We start from the raw sequence: 790 nt of genomic DNA on the forward strand, positions 1-790 counted from the left end.
GATGCTCCTGAATTGGTATCTATGCCATTAAAATCAGATGTATAAGCTGTTGGTTGCTGTATATTCAACACTCCTTTTTTGAATGCAAAATAGCAATCAATGATGAAATGAACCGTTTCCAAATAGCTTTTGTCTAATTGTTTAGCCTCAGCGAGTATGCGTTGACGATAACTATTTCTAATGCGTACTTTGTCTGAGACATTATCTTGATTATTGAGCATCGCTTTTTCCTACTGGGTTTTTAAGAATTTTTGTTAACTATTGCTTTGGCCATTTCTAGTAATCCCGCAGCATTAGCCTCTACCGGATTGTCCAGGACTTTGAAGCCATTTTTCTCTAACAGCTTTTTGTACCCTGGCAACAAACACCCGCCTCCTATTGCCCAAATTTCATCGCCTTGGTGTTTAGCATCCAGTGCCATACCTACTACTTTTTTCAAATATTTTTCATACCAATCCTTAAAACAAGCCATGTAGACATCTTTGATATCAATGTCACGACTATATCTGGTGTGTTCGTTTTCTAAGCAAAATCGCACCTTTGATGCGTCCCCAACTTTACCCCCATTAAGATGTTTCATTTTTTGGGCAATCTCATCGATGAGGACTTCTACACCGACTGGGTAAGGTGTGTGTACTTCGCGCTTTCCTTGGGTATATCGAGAATACAGTGTTGTGCCGTTGCCAAAATCTATCACTGTTAATTTTTTGGGAAGGGAACGCCCAAATAATGCTCCCATTCCTTCTGGAACAACTTTTAGTACTTCTACCTTGACTTCTGAGGGTTTGCC

General features: G+C 39.7%; 1 protein-coding gene and 1 pseudogene. Both read right to left on the reverse strand.

What is annotated here, in order from left to right; all coding sequences use genetic code 11:
* Positions 1-221, reverse strand: a 221-nt coding sequence (locus ACM0OY_RS40520) for a hypothetical protein (protein ID WP_414574321.1), incomplete at its 3' end; no start/stop codon positions are given.
* Positions 222-241: 20 nt separating this feature from the next.
* Positions 242-790, reverse strand: a pseudogene (locus ACM0OY_RS40525) (hypothetical protein); the annotation flags it as partial.

Origin of the sequence: Nostoc sp. CCY 9925 (assembly GCF_963920935.1) — a bacterium.
Taxonomy (GTDB): domain Bacteria; phylum Cyanobacteriota; class Cyanobacteriia; order Cyanobacteriales; family Nostocaceae; genus Nostoc.